The 13823-nt window shown below is 73.8% G+C and carries 14 protein-coding genes; 6 read left to right on the top strand and 8 right to left on the bottom strand.

Annotated elements, in window-relative coordinates; genetic code table 11:
- Positions 1 to 5: 5 nt before the first annotated feature.
- From ACWD1U_RS27035 to ACWD1U_RS27015, 5 genes are all read right to left on the bottom strand, one after another.
- Entirely contained in the window at positions 6 to 611 is a 606-nt protein-coding gene (locus ACWD1U_RS27035; protein ID WP_451111296.1) for a GTP-binding protein, read from the bottom strand.
- Between the two features lie 63 nt (positions 612 to 674).
- On the bottom strand, positions 675 to 1085 hold the full coding sequence (locus ACWD1U_RS27030; protein WP_451111294.1) for a DUF742 domain-containing protein: 411 nt from the start codon (positions 1083 to 1085) through the stop codon (positions 675 to 677).
- Between the two features lie 22 nt (positions 1086 to 1107).
- Positions 1108 to 1545 (bottom strand): roadblock/LC7 domain-containing protein, encoded by a 438-nt coding sequence (locus ACWD1U_RS27025; protein WP_451111292.1) that lies wholly within the window; start codon positions 1543 to 1545, stop codon positions 1108 to 1110.
- Positions 1542 to 4073 carry a nitrate- and nitrite sensing domain-containing protein gene (locus tag ACWD1U_RS27020; RefSeq protein WP_451111290.1) on the bottom strand — a complete coding sequence of 844 codons (2532 nt, stop codon included), beginning with the start codon at positions 4071 to 4073 and terminating at the stop codon, positions 1542 to 1544. Before ACWD1U_RS27020 ends, ACWD1U_RS27025 begins: the two co-directional genes overlap by 4 nt.
- 87 nt (positions 4074 to 4160) lie before the next feature.
- A complete protein-coding gene (locus ACWD1U_RS27015) occupies positions 4161 to 4934 on the bottom strand; it encodes an MHYT domain-containing protein (protein ID WP_451111288.1) in 774 nt (257 codons plus the stop codon).
- A gap of 312 nt (positions 4935 to 5246) precedes the next feature.
- Between ACWD1U_RS27015 and ACWD1U_RS27010 the strand changes: the two genes are divergently transcribed.
- Entirely contained in the window at positions 5247 to 5864 is a 618-nt protein-coding gene (locus ACWD1U_RS27010; RefSeq protein ID WP_451111287.1) for a class I SAM-dependent methyltransferase, read from the top strand.
- 68 nt (positions 5865 to 5932) lie between these two features.
- Here ACWD1U_RS27010 and ACWD1U_RS27005 read toward each other — a convergent pair whose 3' ends face one another.
- Complete coding sequence (locus ACWD1U_RS27005) at positions 5933 to 6835, bottom strand: oxygenase MpaB family protein (protein ID WP_451111285.1); 903 nt, start codon at positions 6833 to 6835, stop codon at positions 5933 to 5935.
- A gap of 98 nt (positions 6836 to 6933) precedes the next feature.
- Here ACWD1U_RS27005 and ACWD1U_RS27000 point away from each other — a divergent pair, with 98 nt between their 5' ends.
- The gene (locus ACWD1U_RS27000) at positions 6934 to 7230 is read left to right on the top strand and encodes a hypothetical protein (RefSeq protein ID WP_451111283.1); all 297 of its coding nucleotides are present in this window, start codon (positions 6934 to 6936) and stop codon (positions 7228 to 7230) included.
- 133 nt (positions 7231 to 7363) lie between these two features.
- The gene (locus tag ACWD1U_RS26995; protein ID WP_451111281.1) at positions 7364 to 8206 is read left to right on the top strand and encodes a hypothetical protein; all 843 of its coding nucleotides are present in this window, start codon (positions 7364 to 7366) and stop codon (positions 8204 to 8206) included.
- 81 nt (positions 8207 to 8287) lie between these two features.
- Here the strand turns inward: ACWD1U_RS26995 and ACWD1U_RS26990 are convergent, their stop codons facing one another.
- A complete protein-coding gene (locus ACWD1U_RS26990; protein ID WP_451111279.1) occupies positions 8288 to 8470 on the bottom strand; it encodes a hypothetical protein in 183 nt (60 codons plus the stop codon).
- A 364-nt stretch (positions 8471 to 8834) separates the two neighbouring features.
- On the opposite strand from ACWD1U_RS26990, the gene ACWD1U_RS26985 reads away from it, so the two are divergent.
- Genes ACWD1U_RS26985 through ACWD1U_RS26975 form a run of 3 tightly spaced genes read left to right on the top strand, consistent with a single transcriptional unit; the run spans position 8835 to position 13389 of the window.
- Positions 8835 to 11558, top strand: coding sequence for a DEAD/DEAH box helicase (locus ACWD1U_RS26985; protein ID WP_451111363.1), 2724 nt, complete (start codon positions 8835 to 8837; stop codon positions 11556 to 11558).
- Entirely contained in the window at positions 11555 to 12811 is a 1257-nt protein-coding gene (locus ACWD1U_RS26980; protein WP_451111277.1) for an SWIM zinc finger family protein, read from the top strand. Before ACWD1U_RS26985 ends, ACWD1U_RS26980 begins: the two co-directional genes overlap by 4 nt.
- The gene (locus ACWD1U_RS26975; RefSeq protein ID WP_451111275.1) at positions 12808 to 13389 is read left to right on the top strand and encodes a GNAT family N-acetyltransferase; all 582 of its coding nucleotides are present in this window, start codon (positions 12808 to 12810) and stop codon (positions 13387 to 13389) included. The genes ACWD1U_RS26980 and ACWD1U_RS26975 overlap by 4 nt, the downstream gene beginning before the upstream one ends.
- On the opposite strand, the gene ACWD1U_RS26970 is transcribed toward ACWD1U_RS26975, so the two are convergent.
- Positions 13378 to 13737, bottom strand: a complete 360-nt coding sequence (locus ACWD1U_RS26970; RefSeq protein WP_451111273.1) for a hypothetical protein — start codon at positions 13735 to 13737, stop codon at positions 13378 to 13380. The genes ACWD1U_RS26975 and ACWD1U_RS26970 overlap by 12 nt on opposite strands.
- Between the last annotated feature and the right edge of the window lie 86 nt (positions 13738 to 13823).

The following is a 13823-nucleotide window of genomic DNA, read 5'->3' as shown; positions in this document are numbered from 1 at the left end:
GCCCGTCAGCCGACCGAGTCGAGGAGCCGGGCGGTGTGCATCCGCCCGGCGTACTCGACGAGCCGGATCAGCACCTCTTTCCCCGAGTCGCGGTCCCGCGCGTCGCACAGCACCACGGGCGTGCCCCGGTCCAGGTCGAGGGCGCGCGACACGTCCGAGGCGCCGTGCCGCCGGGCGCCCGCGAAGCAGTTGACGGCCACCACGAACGGGATGCGCCGGTGCTCGAAGTAGTCGACCGCGGGGAAGCAGTCCTCCAGGCGCCGGGTGTCCGCGAGGACCACCGCACCGAGCGCCCCCTGCGACAACTCGTCCCACAGGAACCAGAACCGGTCCTGGCCGGGCGTGCCGAACAGGTACAGGGAGAGGCCGGACCGGATGGTGATGCGTCCGAAGTCCATCGCGACGGTCGTGGTGGTCTTGTGGTCCACGCCGTCGGTGTCGTCCACCGACCGGCCTGCTTCGCTGAGCAGTTCCTCGGTGCGCAGTGGCCGGATCTCGCTGACGGCGCCCACCAGCGTGGTCTTGCCCACGCCGAACCCGCCGGCGACCAGAATCTTCAACGCCAGCGCGGCGGTCTCGCCGCCTGCGGCGTCGGAGTGCTCGGAGACCATTGATCACTTCTCTCGGGAGTGCCGGCAACGGGTGACGTACATGCGGGTGGGGTGGGCGTTCATCTACAGCGCCCTCAGGCCCTCGATCACCTCGCGCAGGATGCGTTCGTCGGGCAGCTGCGCGGGCGGTACGGGGCGGCTGACGGTGACGCGGCCGAGTTCCAGGAGGTCGCCGAGGAGGACTCTGACCACGCCGACGGGCAGGTCCGCACCGGCTGCGAGTTCGGCGACCGACTGGGTCTCCGTGCGGCACAGGTCGAGGAGGCCGCGGTGTTCCGGGCCGAGCAGGGCGTCGTCCACGCCGGGTGCTCGCGGGTCCAGCGTGACCAGGGCGATCAGATCGAACCGCACGCCGGTGGGGCCGGGCCGGGTCCGTCCGCCCGTCATGGCGTAGGGGCGGACGAGCGGACCGGCCTCGTTGTCGAACCACTGGCTGCCCTGCTCGTGCGGGGCGCCCGTCATGTCCTCGGTCATCTGCGCGGACCGTTCTCCCCGTTCATCCGGCGGCTGGTGGGCGCGCGCCGACGCGGGGCGCGGTGCCGAGGTGCTCGCCGACGCGTTTGACCAGGCGTGCCATCTCGTAGGCCACGAGGCCGATGTCGGCGGTCACGGCGGTGAGGAGGGCGAGACAGGAGCCGTCGCCCGCCGCGGCCACGAACAGGAAGCCCTCGTCCATCTCCACCATGGTCTGGCGGACACCCCCGGCCCCGAAGTGCCGTCCGGCTCCCTTGGCGAGGCTGTGGAAGCCCGAGGCGACCGCGGCCAGGTGTTCGGCGTCCTCCCGGCGCAGGTCGCTCGAGGCGCCCACGGCGAGGCCGTCGTTGGACAGCACCACGGCGTGCCGGATCTCGCTCACGCGGAGCACCAGGTCGTCCAGCAGCCAGTCGAGTTCGCCGGAGCGGGGGGCGTCCTGTGTGCTCGGGTCCTGGATCATGCGGGGTCTCCTTCGCTGCTGTCGCGGCCGGCCACCGGGCCGGGCGTGGTTCCGCGGCCGGGTCGACCGCCGCCGCGCATCCAGCCGTCGCGGTAGGCCGCCATGCGCTCCCGTACGAGTTCGGGGGTGCGTTCGTCGTCACGGGGTGCGGGCGTCGGGAGCGGTTCCTCGGGGCGCCCGTCGCGCAGTTGGGGGGCGAGGCTGGCCTGGCGCACGCGGCGCGGGAGGTCGTCGGAGCCCTCGGGCTGCTCCGGAGGACGGTGCAGTCGCAAGGTGGCGACTCCTGGCGGTGGGGTGTGGCTCGGGGTCTCCGTGTGACTGGTCGTCTCGGCAACGGCCGGTACGGGGGCCACCAGGGCGCGCCGGTCGGCGTGTGCGGGGACGGCGTCCTGGAGCGGGCCGGCGTCGGGCTCGCGCGCGTGGGCTCGTTCCTCCTGACGGGGCACGTGGGCCGCCGCGCGGGGAGAACGTTCCGCCGCCCCGGTGTGCAGCAGGGCGGTGGGCAGCAGGACGACCGCGGTGGTGCCGCCGTACGGCGAGGTCCTCAGGTTCACCTTGACCTCGTGCCGGGCGGCGAGCCTGCTGACGACGAACAGGCCGAGCCGGTCGCTGTCGAACAGGTCGAGCGCCTCGGACTGCGCGATGCGGCGGTTGGCCTCGGCGAGGGTCTCCCTGCCCATTCCGAGGCCGCGGTCCTCGACCTCGACGGCGTAGCCGTTGCCGACGGGTTCGCCGGTGACGCGCACACGTGTGTGGGGCGGCGAGAACTGGGCCGCGTTCTCGATGAGTTCGGCCAGCAGGTGGGTGAGATCGGCGACGGCCGTACCGACGACGGCCGCCTCGGGGAGCTGCCGTACCTCCACGCGCGCGTAGTCCTCGACCTCGGAGACGGCCGCGCGGACCACGCTTGTCAGGGAGACGGGCATGCGCCAGGCGCGGCCGGGGGCGGCTCCGGAGAGGATGATCAGGCTCTCCGCGTGGCGCCGCATGCGGGTGGTGAGATGGTCGAGGCGGAAGAGGTCGCTCAGCTCGTTCGGGTCCTCGGAGCGGCGTTCCATGCTGTCCAGCAGGCTCAGCTGCCGGTGGACGAGGATCTGGCTGCGGCGGGCGAGGTTGACGAAGACGCCGGAGATGCCGCTGGCGAGTTCGGCGCGTTCCACGGCGGCTCGAAGCGCGGCGCGGTGGACCGTGGTGAGGGCCTCGGCGACCTGGCCGGTCTCGTCGTCCGCGGGTGCCCCCGGCGGTGCCTCGGCGCGGACGTCGATCTCTTCGCCGGCGCGCAGTTTCCGCATGGCATCGGGGAGTTTGCGCCGGGCGATCTCCAAAGCGCTGTTGCGCAGACTCACCAGTTCCACCACGAGGCCGCGTCCGATGCGCACGGAGATGACGAGCGAGGCGGCGACGGCGGCGAGACCGAGCAGGACGGCGGCGCCGGCCGGGCTGAGGAGGCCTCGGGTGAACGGGTCGGCCCGCTCCGCGACACCGCGGGCCGCGTCGTCCTCGATGGTGCGCATGCCGTTCCGCACGCGCGTGTGGGCCGTGTTCCAGGTCTCCTCGGGAACCGCGTCCACCGCGCGGGCGCCCGGGCCGGCGGCCAGCACCTTGTCCTCGGCGGCGCCCAGGGTGTCGTGGGCACCGTGGTCGGCGAGGCTGGTCCAGGCCGCGCGTTCGGTGCCGCGCAGGTCCGCCACGGATGACTCGGTGAGCGTGCGGCGCAGGTGGACGGCGCCGGTGAACAGCCGGAGTCGTTCCCCGGTGAGGGTGCCGGTCAGGCGGGCGCTCGCCAGTACCGCGTCCTCCTGGGCCAGTGCCTCGCCCGCGCGGGAGAACTCGAGCAGCACGCGCGCGTCGGAACCGAGTGCGGCGTCCTGGATCCCGGTGAGGGAGCCGACCGCGCCGAAGGCCGTCGCGATGGTGCTCGTGTACCGCTCGTACGTCTCGTCCCAGCCCACACGGCGGTCGAGCACCGCCGTCCGCAGCGGGCGCAGTCGCTCGGCACCGGTGACGAACTCCTCGAGCCGGCGGGCGACTCCGGCGGGTAGTTCCTCGCTGTCGGCGACGGTGTTGTGCTTGCCGAGCCGCAGTCTCGCGACGGCCCGGTCGGTGCGCCGGGCGAGTTCGTCCAACTCGTCGGCGCGTACGGCGGACGGGTCGGTGGCGCGGCGTACCGCTGCCGCGCGTTCGGCCTGGAGGGCGGCGACCGCGGCGGAGACGGGGGCGCGGACCCCGGCGTCCACGCGCTGGACCTGCCGCAGCCGGGAGACGTCCTGGGCGGTGGTGACGGTGGCGTAGGCCCACAGGGCCAGGAGGGAGACGACCGGCACCATCAGCAGGCAGACGATCTTGGCGCGCACGGTACGCGGGCGTATGTGCCAGCGCTCCGCGCGTGTGGGCAGCCCGTCCGATGCGGTGCCCGGTGGCGGCTCGGTGCCCTCGTCGGCCGGTGGCCCGGCGTGCGCGCGGCGACCGCGCACGGGTGGGGGCGGCGCCTCGGCGCCGGCTGTGGGGGTCCTCGGGGGTGTGCGCATGGACTCCTCGCTCGGGAGTGGGTCGGGGGCGTGCCGCCCGGGCCGCCGGAGGTCGTGTACGGACCGCTGGGCCACGGGGCGGTGCGCCTACGAGGCGGCGCTCTCGACCGGCCGCTGGGCCGAGGCGGACGCCTCGCGCTCCCCTGCCGTCGGTGACAGCGCGACGAAGGCCGAGGTCAGGAAGAGGTAGGACCCGAGGCCGACGGCGAGGGGGAAGATGAACTGCATCGCCGTGGCCCCGGGCAGGGCCTGCCCGGAGGGCGTCACGCGCACGGCCACCGCGAACATGCCGGTGTAGTGCATGCTGCTGACGGCCGCACCCATGATCAGGGAGGCGATGGTGACCGCGACCGGCGACTTGATGTTGAGCCCCGCCCACAGGGCCGCCGTCGCGGCGACGACGGCGATCAGGACGGACAGCCCGACGAGCACCGGGTCGTATTCGACGTCGCCGTGCAGCCGGACGGCCGCCATGCCCAGGTAGTGCATGCTCGCCACGCCGAGGCCGGTGGTGAGTCCGCCGAGAAGGAGGGCCCGGCCGCGGTCGCGGCTGTAGCCGACGGCGAAGACGCCGGCGCAGACGACGACCATGGCGACCAGCAGGCTCAGGAGGGTGAGCGGCACGTCGTAGCGGATGTCGGTGCCGGAGACGCTGAACCCGAGCATGGCCACGAAGTGCATGGTCCAGATGCCGGTCCCGATCGCCGAGGCGGCGGTGAGGAGCCAGTTGCGGCGCGAACGCCCGGTGGCGCCGAGCGCGCGAACGGTGCAGCGCAGTCCGAGCGCGGCACCTGTGCAGGCCATCACGTATGACAGCGCGGGGGTCAGCCACCCCAGGGCGGCGTGGTCCAGGTGTCCCATGGCTCCGGGACGCTAGACCCGGCAGGAGCGCACGAGGGGGGCGCATTTCGAAAGGCGTTGGAATATGACGCGAGGATGTACCGGAACGATCGGGTCACGCCCGAACGTGCGCACTAAAGGGTCCTGGCACTCTGAGCGTCCGATCAGGTCGCGTGGTCCGGTGCCGTGCATCGGCGCCGGAGAACCCTGACAGCGGAGCCACCAGGGCGTTTCGGCAGCGCGCGAGGCGCGGTGCCAGGCCGCGCGACCCGGGCGGGCACAGTGCAAGGACCCCTGAGGCGTCATCCGTGCCGGTGAGGAATCATGCGGTACATGAGCGACGACCAGACGCATGTCCAGGAGTTCTTCACCGCCCGCGCCGCCGGCTGGGACAGCCGGTTCCCCTACGACGGACCGGCCTACACCGCCGCGGTCGCGGAGCTCGGACTGCGGGCCGGCGACCGTGTGCTGGACGCCGGATGCGGCACGGGACGCGCTCTGCCGCCACTGCGTGCCGCCGTCGGGCCCTCGGGAGTCGTGCTCGGGGCCGATCTGACCCCGGCCATGCTGCGGGAGGCCGTGGGGGCCGGACGGGACCGTGACGGGCAGTTGCTGCTCGCGGACGTCGCCGCGCTGCCCTTGCGCACACGGTCGCTGGACGCCGTGTTCGGTGCGGGCCTCATCTCGCACCTGCCGAGTCCGGACGAGAACCTGCGCGAACTGGCGCGTGTGGTGCGCCCCGGCGGGGTGCTGGCACTGTTCCACCCGATCGGCAGGGCGGCCCTCGCTGCCCGTCACGGCCGCCCGCTCACCCCTGACGACCTGCGCGCCGAGCCCAACCTCCGTCCACTGCTGGCCGGGTCCGGGTGGCGCCTGACGTCGTACGTGGACGAGGACTCCCGCTTCCTGGCGCTCGCAGTCCGCGCGGACCGAGCCGACGCGTCACCCTGATTCGGCCTCCGGCGGAAGCAGCCGGCGTCTCACCCGGGGTTCGGCCTGCGGCGGACCCGGCCCTAGCCTCACCCGGCCTCGGCGTCCGACGGCTCCCCGTGCCGCACGGGGCAGCCCCGGACGCCCGGGACCGGGCGCGTGCCCAGGTCGGCGATGCGATAGCCGTACGGGTAACCCTTGATCTCCCAGTTCTGGCGGGCGAAGTGCGGGGCGCGCCGGGGCGGCAGCAGCCGGACGGCGCGTCCCCGCAGCCGGACCGCGCGACGCACCCACGCACGCGTGGCGGCGCTCGGCGGGGTGTAGCGGAAGGCGCGCAGGAGCGAGTCGTCGAGCAGGGAGAGGGTCGTGGTGCGCAGCAGGGGGGCGAGCGGGCCGGGGTACCAGGAGGCCATCAGGTCGAGGGTGGCGTCCGAGACGCGCCGGGCGTCCTCGTCCCAGGCGAAGTGCGCCGCCTCGTAGGCATCGAGGCAGGTCTCGAACTCCTCATAGGTCTCGGGGATGCCCTTGATGCCCATGTGCCGGCCCAGCGTGCGGTAGTGGACGACACTGGCGACGATCTCGTGGCGGGACATCCGGCGCCAGCCGTAGGCGTCGATCCACCGCTTGGGCATGACGACGAACGTGCAGAGCACGTAGCGCATGTCGTCGTCGCTGATGTCGTAGCTGCGGTGCATCTGGTTGATGCGGCGGATCGCGGTCCTGCCCTGGTCGCTGCCGAAGCCGTGCTCGACGACGGTGTCCAGAAGGAGCGACGTGTCGTCGTAGCGCTTCTGCGTCCGCTCCGTGAGCTCCGCGGTCCGGGCGAGCAGCCGGCCGATGCTCGGGACGGCGTACGTGCGGTACAGGGCCAGCTCCAGCGCGCGGGTGAAGTCCCAGGGGAACTCGTACGCCGCGCTCAACCGGTAGATGTCCGTGGCCTCCCGGTACGGGTCCATCCGCCGGATCTGTTCCAGACGTTCGAAGCGCCTCACCGCGCCGTCCCCCTTCTGTCGCAGGTTCTGCAACTCTACGTTGGTGGCAGGGAGATGACCGACCGGCGCGACACCGCACAGGGGGAAGGTGGTTCCGCATGTGGGACAGGGTCCGCAAGGCCGGGGGCAGAGTCGCTCATGCCTTGCGCACGGAGCCGAAGGCCGAGGGGGACAAGCGTCCGCACAATCTCTTCGAGGCCGCGGCCTGCTATGTCACGGCCTGCGCCGAGGACGACCAGGAGCGGGCCGACGAGGCGGCCGGCTGGGTGTCACCGGAGGCGCTGTCGTTCGGGGTGAACGAGCTGGCCTGCCGGGCCGTGATCGCGCTCGCGCGGGAGCGCGGCGAGTCACCCGAGAGCGTGGCCCGTGAGCTGCTGGGCCTGCCGCGGGGGTGACGCGGCCTCCTGGACGGCCGATTCGCCCCGTCCGCCGGAAAGCTGCAGCTCGCGTGCGCCTGCGAGGTCGTGACAAGCGGCTTCCGCGCGCACTAGGGTGCGCGCGGTTGGACGAACCGATGGGGAGGCTGGGATGGCCGGGACGGACGAGGTGGACGCCGTCGCCGCCGAGGACGATGCGCTCTATGTACTCACGGCGGTGCTGCTGACGCCGGCGAAGTTCCCGAGTGTGCTCGGCGACGACTACCCCGAGGCGTGCGCGGCGCTCGGTCTCGCGCCGCTCGCCGACGGATACGGGCTGGTGCTCGGGCAGGACGGCGAGGGCGCCCGGTGGACCGTGGTCATCGACGACGTCTCTCTGGTGGCCGTCGCCATCGCGTCCTGGGACTGCGGCATGGAGTACGACCTGTCGCCGGACGAGCGCACGGTCGTGGCCGCCCTGCCCGGCTGGCCCCTCGCGGTCGCGGTCGCGGCTCCCGGGGTGCCCGCGCCGCACGATCCCGGCCCTGAGGCCGACGACCGTCCCCCGCTGGCTCCGCCGGACACCACCGTCTGGGGGCCGGCCCAGCGGCGCCTGGGGGCGGACGAGATCGCCCTGCAGTGGGCGACGTGGCGGGAGCAGGTCGACGACGAGGCCTTCCCCAAGCCGGGGTCAGCGGCCGAGGGCGACACGCCGGACAGCAGCGGGGAGAACGGGCAGAGGGGCGGCCACAGCGGCATCCGGCGCGTCCTCGCGGAGGCCCGCGCCTACATCGACACGCCGCCACCGCTGGGCCGGGTCAGGTCGTCGTTCGCGCCGGGCGATGCCCGCACCCTGCGGGCCGACGGTCCTGGCTGGTCGCTCGTGGCCAGGACCGACGACATCGCTTTCGTGCTGCTCGACGAGGAGCCCGGCGAGGTCCTGCCGGTGGGCCGGGGGCCGGAGCTGCCGGGCCTCCTCGAGGCGCTCGACAAGATGGCCGTGCGGCCGAACTGAGCCGGTCGGCCGGGCTCCCTCCGGCCGCGCCCGCAGGTGCGGCCGGGAGGCCCCCTTGAGGCGGTCGTTCCGGTCAGCGCCTCAGCGGCCGATCTCCTTGCGCGTGGCACGGCGCAGCCTGCGCCGCTGCGACGGGTCCAGGGTGAGGTACGCGGCGGCCGGCACTCCCAGGATGATCAGGAGCGATACCCACCAGGGCAGCCAGATCAGCAGGATGAGCCCGGCCGCCACACCCCCTGCGGCGATCTTGGCGTTCTTGGACATGACTGTCGCCTCCTTCGCGGCCACTGCCGCTCTCTGTCTCGAAAACGGACCCGCGCTCACGGCGGTTCCGGACCGCGACCCTGAGACATCCCTGAGGTGCGACCCCGACGCACCCCTGAGACCTCCATGGTGACCCAGTTCACAGCACAGCCATACCCATGCGCACCGAAAGTGCTGTACTCTCGGCGACTCCGGCCCACTAGTCAAATTTGAGGAATCAGCCATAGCCGAGCATCCGACTCCCCCGGCACCCTCCTCCGCCATTCCCGAACCGGCCCTTTGCCGCGCCGTGTTCCTGCCCGGAGACCCGGCCCGCGCCGGCGGCGTCGCCTTCTGGAGGCCCGACGGCGCCGCTCCTCCGCTCATGGCGTCGGCGTCCGCCACGGACCTGACCGTCGTCGTGCCCGGCGGCGGTCAGGTCGAGGCTGTGAGCGTGCACGCCGCCCTGGTACCGGTGCGCGCGGCCCTACCGGTCCTCACGCGCGCGCGTGCCGACGCACGGGGGCACCGCTCCACCGTGTTCTGGGGCGCGGCAGCCCTGCACGCGCTGCACCTCGTGGCGCGCGGACTGCTGCTTCCGGGGCTCTCCCAGGGCGATCACGACGCCTGGCGCACCGGCCCCCTGCGTCCCCGGGACGTCGAGGCCCTGCGCCGCCTGGCCGCCGCTATGCCACCCGAGGCGCATTCCGTGCCGCTGGCCGGTTCCGGGCGGCTGCGGCTGCCCGACCCGGAGGTGCTCCTGCGCGCCTTCCTGGACGCGGTCGCCGACACCCTGCCCCGCTCCCCCGCCGCGCCGCTGGTGACGGGCGGCGCCGCCTACGCGTCGCACGCGCCTGTGCGCCTGCCCGAGCAGCGCGCCTGGGCCGCCGACGTCGCCGCGGGGCTCGACGCGGGTGTGCGGCTTTCCCTGCGGATCGAGGCGGACGGCCTGACGGACGCGGCGGCCGACGAGACGGAGGTGACCTTCCGGGCCGTGCTACAGGTGCACAGCGTGAGCGATCCCGCGCTCGTCGCGGACGCCACGGACGTCTGGGCCGGCACCGGGGCCGAGGCCTTCGGTCCCCGCACGCGGATGGACGTGCTGCTCGCCCTGCGCCGGGCTGCCCGGGCCTGGGCCCCGCTCACCCCCCTGCTGTCGGCGGCCGTGCCGGACGCGGTCGAACTCGCCGACGAGGAGGTCACCGAGCTCCTCGATGCGGGTACCCGAGCGCTGGCGGCGGCCGGAGTGGAGGTGCACTGGCCCAAGGGGCTGACCCGGGAGTTCACCACGCGCGCGGAGGTGGGGCCCTCCGATGACGATGCGGAGTCCGGCAGGGCGTTCGCGGCGATGCCGTCGTTCCTGTCCGCCGACGCACTGCTCGCCTTCGACTGGTCCTTCGCGCTGGGCGACCGGCGGCTGAGCCGCGAGGAGCTGGACCGTCTGGCCGAGGCCAAGCGCCCTGTGGTGCGGCTGCGCGACCAGTGGGTCCTGATCGACCCTCAGGAGGTACGTCTGGCACGTTCCCGGCAGGACCACAAGGTCACGCCGGTGGACGCGCTGGGCGCGGCCCTCACCGGCTGGGCGGAGGTGGACGGCCACCGGGTCGAGGTGCGGCCGACCGGCTGGCTGGCGGCGCTGCGGGAGAGGCTCGCGGCCCCCGAGGCGCAGCAGCCCGTGGAGCAGCCGGCCGCCCTGGCCGCCCCCCTGCGGGACTACCAGCGGCGGGGCCTGAACTGGCTCGCGGGGATGACGTCGGTGGGCCTGGGGTGCTGCCTCGCCGACGACATGGGACTCGGCAAGACCATCACGCTGATCGCCCTCCACTTGCACCGGCAGACCGACGCCGAGTCCGCCGGGCCCACCCTGGTCGTCTGCCCGACGTCCCTGATGGGCAACTGGCAGCGGGAGATCGAACGGTTCGCGCCCGGCACACCCGTACGGCGCTTCCACGGCCCGCGGCGCAGCCTGGAGGGCCTGGCAGACGGGGAGTTCGTGCTCACCACGTACGGCACCATGCGCCTGGACGCGCCGCGGCTCGCCGAGGCGTCCTGGGGCATGCTCGTGGCGGACGAGGCCCAGCACGTGAAGAACCCGTACTCCTCGACCGCGCGGGAGCTGCGTTCCATCGGCGCACGCGCGCGTGTGGCACTCACCGGCACGCCGGTGGAGAACAACCTGTCGGAGCTGTGGGCGATCCTCGACTGGACGACTCCGGGGCTGCTGGGCCGCCTCGGCACCTTCCGCCGGCGGTACGCGGAGGCCGTCGAGGGCGGTCAGGACCCGGCCGCGGCGGACCGGCTGGCCCGGCTCGTACGGCCGTTCCTGCTCCGCCGCCGCAAGTCGGACCCGGGGATCGCCCCCGAGCTGCCGCCGAAGACGGAGACCGATCACGCCGTGTCGCTCACCCAGGAGCAGGCGGGGCTGTACGAGGCCGTGGTGCGCGAGGCGCTCGCGGAGATCTCCGGCGCGGGGAGCATGGCGCGACGCGGCCTCATCGTGAAGCTGCTGACCGGCCTCAAGCAGATCTGCAACCACCCCGCGCAGTACCTCAAGGAGGAGCGGCCGGTGATCGCCGGACGCTCCGGGAAGCTGGAGCTGCTGGACGAACTGCTCGACACGATCCTCGCCGAGCGGGCGGGCGTGCTGGTCTTCACGCAGTACGTGCAGATGGCCCGACTGCTGGTACGGCACCTGGCCGCCCGGGGCGCGTCCTCGCAGTTCCTGCACGGCGGGACGCCCGTCGCCGAGCGCGAGGCCATGGTGCGGCGCTTCCAGGACGGCGAAGTGCCGGTGTTCCTGCTGTCGTTGAAGGCGGCGGGCACCGGGCTGAACCTCACCCGGGCCGAGCACGTCGTCCACTACGATCGCTGGTGGAACCCGGCCGTCGAGGCGCAGGCGACCGACCGCGCGTACCGCATCGGCCAGACCAGGCCGGTGCAGGTGCACCGGATCATCGCGGAGGGAACGATCGAGGACCGCATCGCCGCACTGCTGGCCCGCAAGCGGGAGCTGGCGGACGCGGTCCTGGGCTCCGGCGAGGCGGCGCTCACGGAGCTCACGGACGCCGAACTGGCGGATCTCGTCCAACTGCGAGGGAGCCTGCGATGACTCGGTACGACGGTGACACGCAGCGCACGTTCGCCGCGCTGCCGCCCGCGCGCGGGCGGGGCTTCGCGCGGACCTGGTGGGGCCAGGCCTGGCTGAGGGCACTGGAGGACACGGCGCTGGACTCGGCGCAGCTCAAGACGGGCCGCCGGCTCGCCCGCGCGGGAGCGGTCGGCGCGGTGTCGGTGCGCCCGGGACGGCTCACGGCCGTCGTGCGGGACCGCGACGGAACGGCGCACCGGGCCGACGTCCTGCTTGCGGAGCTCTCGCCCGGACAGTGGGACCGCGTCCTGGACATGACGGTGGAGCGGGCCGGTCATGTGGCGGCGCTGCTGGACCGGGAGATGCCGCCGCACCTGGTCGAGGACGCGGCGGCCGCGGGCGTCGAACTGCTGCCCGGCCTTGGCGATCTGGAGCCGGAGTGCGACTGCGGGGCCTGGGACCACTGCGGGCACACGGCGGCGCTCTGCTACCAGGTGGCCAGGCTGCTGGACCAGGATCCGTTCGTCCTGCTGCTGCTGCGGGGACGTCACGAAGCAGCCCTGCTGGAGGACCTGCAGGCGCGCAGCGGCGCGTCCGCGGCGGGCTCCTGCGAGCACGAGGGCGTGGACGCGGCCGAGGCCTACGCCGCCGGTGACATCCTGCCGCCGCTCCCGGGTCCGCCCGGCCTCCCCGACGAGCCCGGTGCACCGCCGTCCCTGGACACCGAGACGCCGCCCGCGCCCGGCATCGACCCGGCCGCGCTGCAGTTCCTGGCCGCACGGACCGCCGTACGGGCCCACCGGCTGCTCGCGGAGGCGCTCCGGGGTGCCTTCGACGAGGAGCTGACCGTGGCGCAGGACGCGGTGCGGCTGGCCGCGGGCGACCCCGGACGGGAGGTGGCGGACCGGCTCGCCGACGGGTCGGGACGCGGCCGGGAGGGGCTGGCGACGGCCGTACGCGCCTGGCGCCACGGCGGTACGGACGCGCTGTCCGTGCTCGACGAGGAATGGCCGGTGGAGGGTGAAGCGCTCGCACGCGCGCGTGCCGCCCTGGAGTCGGCCTGGGACGCGGACGAGCGGCCGGAGCTGCGGGCCCGCGGCAACCGCTGGACGGCCGTGGGCAGGCCGGTCCAGCTGCGCCTCGGCCGGGACGGCCGCTGGTGGCCGTACCGCAAGGAGCGCGGCCGCTGGCAGCCCGCGGGAGGCGCCGCCCAGGATCCGGCGACGGCCCTGACATCGGCGGACGTCGTCCCCGGAGGGGTGAACTCCCTGTGACGATCCACCGATACGGCCGGGACGTCCTCACCGTCGCCGACAGGCTCACCGAGGCGTATGCCGAGGTCTTCACCGCACCGCCCTGGGAGCCCCGGGGCGTCGAGGAGACCCGGCTGGAGTTCCGCGAGCGGCTGGAGAAGGACGTGCGCCGTCCGGGTTTCCGGGCGGTGCTGGCACTGTCGGGGGACGGCGGTGTGGACGGCTTCGCCACCGGCTGGATCACCCAAGCGCCCTTCCGCACCGACCGCGCCTACGGGAAGGTGACCCGGCGGCTCGGCACCGATCGGGTGGACGAACTCCTGGTGGGCTCCTTCGAGATCGACGAGCTGGGCGTACGCTCCCGGGCTCGCGGTACGGGTCTGGGGCAGCGGTTGCTGTCCGCTCTCAGCGCCGAAACGCCCGGCGGCCGGGCCTGGCTGATGACCTGGAACCAGGCGCCGGACGCGCTCGCCTTCTACCGCCGTGCCGGATGGTGGGAGCCCGAACCGCTGCCGGGTGAGGAGACGGACATGGTGGTGTTCGTCGCTCCGGGCCGGCCTCCCGGCGAGGCCGGCGTCAGGGCGGCGTCAGGGCAGTAGCTCGCCGGTGTACGGCGACGCGAGGAGTGATTCGAGGTCGCTCGGCAGACCGCTCGGCAACCGAGTCGGGAAGCCCGACGGCAGCCGGGGCGGCAGCTCGCTCGGCAACGTGGTGGGCAGCTCGCTAGGCAACGTGGTGGGCAGCTCGGTGGGGATACCGAAGGACGGCGCGGGCGTGCGGCTGCTCTCGCCGGACGGCTCCTTGTCCGGCGCGCGGTCCCGTCCCGAGGCCATCAGCACGACGACGGACACGGCCGCGGCGGCCACGAGCACAGCGAGCAGGACGAGCAGCGGATTCCGGCGCCGGGGAGGTCCGGGCGGGCGAGGCGGTACGGGCGGCATGGCCATACCGACCACAGTCGCCGCGTTCCGTTCAAGGCGGGAGGGGCGCAGGGGAAGTCGGTACGGGCTCGTGGCGTGGATCGCATGATTCC

It is taken from the genome of Streptomyces sp. NPDC002788 (assembly GCF_053592115.1).
The sequence above is the reverse complement of the archived record's forward strand: the minus strand, read 5'-3'. Positions and strand labels throughout refer to the sequence as shown.

What these genes read in the sequence shown, in the direction of transcription:
- ACWD1U_RS27010 (WP_451111287.1), top strand. Translation starts at nt 5,247, where the DNA reads ATGAGCGACGACCAGACGCATGTCCAGGAGTTCTTCACCGCCCGCGCC.
- ACWD1U_RS27015 (WP_451111288.1), bottom strand. Translation starts at nt 4,934, where the DNA reads ATGGGACACCTGGACCACGCCGCCCTGGGGTGGCTGACCCCCGCGCTG.
- ACWD1U_RS26980 (WP_451111277.1), top strand. Translation starts at nt 11,555, where the DNA reads ATGACTCGGTACGACGGTGACACGCAGCGCACGTTCGCCGCGCTGCCG.
- ACWD1U_RS27030 (WP_451111294.1), bottom strand. Translation starts at nt 1,085, where the DNA reads ATGACCGAGGACATGACGGGCGCCCCGCACGAGCAGGGCAGCCAGTGG.
- ACWD1U_RS26990 (WP_451111279.1), bottom strand. Translation starts at nt 8,470, where the DNA reads ATGTCCAAGAACGCCAAGATCGCCGCAGGGGGTGTGGCGGCCGGGCTC.
- ACWD1U_RS27020 (WP_451111290.1), bottom strand. Translation starts at nt 4,073, where the DNA reads ATGCGCACACCCCCGAGGACCCCCACAGCCGGCGCCGAGGCGCCGCCC.
- ACWD1U_RS26985 (WP_451111363.1), top strand. Translation starts at nt 8,835, where the DNA reads ATGGCGTCGGCGTCCGCCACGGACCTGACCGTCGTCGTGCCCGGCGGC.
- ACWD1U_RS27025 (WP_451111292.1), bottom strand. Translation starts at nt 1,545, where the DNA reads ATGATCCAGGACCCGAGCACACAGGACGCCCCCCGCTCCGGCGAACTC.
- ACWD1U_RS27035 (WP_451111296.1), bottom strand. Translation starts at nt 611, where the DNA reads ATGGTCTCCGAGCACTCCGACGCCGCAGGCGGCGAGACCGCCGCGCTG.
- ACWD1U_RS26995 (WP_451111281.1), top strand. Translation starts at nt 7,364, where the DNA reads ATGGCCGGGACGGACGAGGTGGACGCCGTCGCCGCCGAGGACGATGCG.
- ACWD1U_RS26970 (WP_451111273.1), bottom strand. Translation starts at nt 13,737, where the DNA reads ATGGCCATGCCGCCCGTACCGCCTCGCCCGCCCGGACCTCCCCGGCGC.
- ACWD1U_RS27000 (WP_451111283.1), top strand. Translation starts at nt 6,934, where the DNA reads ATGTGGGACAGGGTCCGCAAGGCCGGGGGCAGAGTCGCTCATGCCTTG.